This is a genomic window from Streptomyces niveiscabiei (genome assembly GCF_033794345.1).
GTDB lineage: Bacteria > Actinomycetota > Actinomycetes > Streptomycetales > Streptomycetaceae > Streptomyces > Streptomyces niveiscabiei.
The window spans coordinates 1-3,256 of record NZ_JARAYJ010000091.1 but is presented as its reverse complement, the minus strand read 5'-3'; the positions used below and the strand labels follow the sequence as shown (position 1 = coordinate 3,256).

The window sequence follows — 3,256 nt, the reverse complement described above, 5'->3', positions numbered from 1 at the left end:
CTGTTGAGGGAGCGGAACTCGCCTGTGGAAGTGCGCCCCGGGCAGACGCCCGCGCACTCCCAGCCGTTGATCCCCAACACCACGACGAGGGACACGATCCAACACCCTCCGGGGAGTGGTCCCCGCGCACGCGGGGTTGTTCCCGCGTACGTCGCCGGAGTCGGGGTCTACGGCACGTGGTCCCCGCGCACGCGGGGTTGTTCCCTCGTCCCCGACCTCTTGGCCGACGCCCAGCGGGTGGTCCCCGCGCACGCGGGGTTGTTCCCCCGACGGCGCCGACCCTCAACGGCGCCGTCATGTGGTCCCCGCGCACGCGGGGTTGTTCCCCCCACCCAGGCGAGCGGAGGCACCGGGGCGGGGTGGTCCCCGCGCACGCGGGGTTGTTCCCCAGCACCGCAAGGGCAACAGCACCTTCGCTTTGTGGTCCCCGCGCACGCGGGGTTGTTCCCGCGGTGACCCCGGTGGGGCCTGCGGGGACGGGGTGGTCCCCGCGCACGCGGGGTTGTTCCCCGTTCGCATACCTTGTCGAGTTGGCGGGTGAGGTGGTCCCCGCGCACGCGGGGTTGTTCCCCCCTGTCCGGTGGCCACGCGGTCGGACGACTAGTGGTCCCCGCGCACGCGGGGTTGTTCCCATCGGCCGCCGCCCGAATGGGCCTGCCCAGTAGTGGTCCCCGCGCACGCGGGGTTGTTCCCTCGACGGCGCGGGCGAAAGATGAAGGTGGGCGGTGGTCCCCGCGCACGCGGGGTTGTTCCTCGCCTACCTCTTCCCCGGCTACATCAAGATCGTGGTCCCCGCGCACGCGGGGTTGTTCCCGGCGCGCGCCGCGCGGCGAGGGCAGACATCCGGTGGTCCCCGCGCACGCGGGGTTGTTCCCGCGGCACCCGGGAACGGCTCGAACGACGGCGGGTGGTCCCCGCGCACGCGGGGTTGTTCCCAGTGTCCGAGGAGCTCGGCCGCTTCGTCGGGGGTGGTCCCCGCGCACGCGGGGTTGTTCCCGCGGCACCGCCCGCCGTGACCTCGCCGAGCTGGTGGTCCCCGCGCACGCGGGGTTGTTCCCTTCGACCGCCTCAGGGCATCAGCCCATGATCCGTGGTCCCCGCGCACGCGGGGTTGTTCCCCCCGACCTCTACGACGTGCCCTTGCTGTCCTTGTGGTCCCCGCGCACGCGGGGTTGTTCCCTTGCGCAAGGTCATCCCGCGGGACGAGCCGAGGTGGTCCCCGCGCACGCGGGGTTGTTCCAGGTTCACGGGTTCGATGTCGATATGCGCCGTGGTGGTCCCCGCGCACGCGGGGTTGTTCCCGAGCACGGCATCCGCGGTGGGCTCCGGCCCGAGTGGTCCCCGCGCACGCGGGGTTGTTCCCGACTCCTACGTCCGCCTCTCCCTGGTCCAGGGGTGGTCCCCGCGCACGCGGGGTTGTTCCCAAGCCCGTCTTGGACCGCTGTCCCGGCAACGGGTGGTCCCCGCGCACGCGGGGTTGTTCCCGTCCCGGCGGCCGTCTGCGCGACGATCACGCCGTGGTCCCCGCGCACGCGGGGTTGTTCCCGATCCCGTGGGATCGGGGGTGCTCAGCCTGTCGTAGTCCCCGCGCACGCGGGGTTGTTCCCCGTCCGTCATGGAGAGCATCCTTGATGAGCTGGTGGTCCCCGCGCACGCGGGGTTGTTCCCCTGGCCCCCACCGGCTGATCCCTCGATCGAGCGTGGTCCCCGCGCACGCGGGGTTGTTCCCTCGGGGTGTGTGCGGGCGTAGTGCCAGATCCGGTGGTCCCCGCGCACGCGGGGTTGTTCCCGAGCTGTTCGCCGCGACGGTCGCCGCCGCGTAGTGGTCCCCGCGCACGCGGGGTTGTTCCCCGGACAGGGTGGCCAAGGTGTCCCGGCCGGGGGTGGTCCCCGCGCACGCGGGGTTGTTCCCGGCACGTCGAGGTGGCCGCGTTCCGCACGGTAGTGGTCCCCGCGCACGCGGGGTTGTTCCCGCGCCGGACTGCCACGCCGTGGCGATCGCCTCGTGGTCCCCGCGCACGCGGGGCTGTTCCCTCGCCTTGGCGGCGGCTTTGTCGGCGGCCTCGGTGGTCCCCGCGCACGCGGGGTTGTTCCCTCGAAGTCGTCGTGGTGCGCGCACAGGGCCTCGTGGTCCCCGCGCACGCGGGGTTGTTCCCGAGTCGTCCTCCTCGTCGCGCCGCCATGCAGAGTGGTCCTCGCGCACGCGGGGTTGTTCCCGCCCCCGTCCCCGGCTGGACGGTGGAGTCCTCGTGGTCCCCGCGCACGCGGGGTTGTTCCCCGGACAGGGTGGCCAAGGTGTCCCGGCCGGGGGTGGTCCCCGCGCACGCGGGGTTGTTCCCTGGGCGGCGGCCGGACGCAGGAAAGCGTAAGAGGTGGTCCCCGCGCACGCGGGGTTGTTCTCCGGCCGAGATGGTCCCTCAGCCCCTGCACCTGGTGGTCCCCGCGCAGGCGGGGTTGTTCCCGTCAGGGTGGGGGTGTACTCGGTGACCGCCTCGTGGTCCCCGCGCACGCGGGGTTGTTCCCTGCCGCTGCTCGATGCGTCTGGGCCCCGAGTCGTGGTCCCCGCGCACGCGGGGTTGTTCCCGGCGGCGGCGATGATCACGTCGCACAGTTCGTGTGGTCCCCGCGCACGCGGGGTTGTTCCCGCCACGTCCAGGTCGACGTCGCCGAACTCCGGGTGGTCCCCGCGCACGCGGGGTTGTTCCTGTCGACGGCCGCACATGGGCGAAGTACGGTGTGTGGTCCCCGCGCACGCGGGGGTGTTCCCTGCCGGGCCGCCGAGCGCCTGGGCCTGCGCACGTGGTCCCCGCGCACGTGGGGGTGTTCCCGGACACAGCGAAGACCTGCCGGGAGGCCCCGTGTGGTCCCCGCGCACGCGGGGTGTTCCCGTCTGGCCCTCAGCGATCTCGGCGTCGGCCTTGTGGTCCCCGCGCCTGCGGGGGCGTTGCAGGGGGTCAGGATCTGAGGGGAATCAGGCGCAAACCCTCCGCATCGGACCACAAAGCAGTCGAAGCTCGCCTCACTCCAAAGGCACCAGTTCCGCAGGCGTCAGCGCCACCAGTCGGTGGTTCGGCAACTCCAAAGGCTCCAACACAAGAATCCGCACAGTGAACTCTTTGCCCCCATATCGAGGCAGGCGAAGGCGCCGAGGCGCGCTGGATACCGGGTACGTCACGGTCGGCAGGTCGGCGTCGTTCCACATTCTGCGGGCGGTCGGATCGAGCCGCACCTTCTCGATGATTTCCTGAAGCCGTTC

1 pseudogene and 1 CRISPR repeat array are annotated in these 3,256 nt (G+C 72.3%); the pseudogene reads right to left on the bottom strand.

Going from position 1 to position 3,256, the window contains the following annotated elements:
* Positions 1-115 precede the first annotated feature (115 nt).
* A CRISPR array of direct repeats spans positions 116-2,889; the repeat unit is 29 nt; unit sequence GTGGTCCCCGCGCACGCGGGGTTGTTCCC.
* A gap of 130 nt (positions 2,890-3,019) precedes the next feature.
* Positions 3,020-3,256: pseudogene (locus PV682_RS43905) on the bottom strand (helix-turn-helix domain-containing protein); the annotation flags it as partial.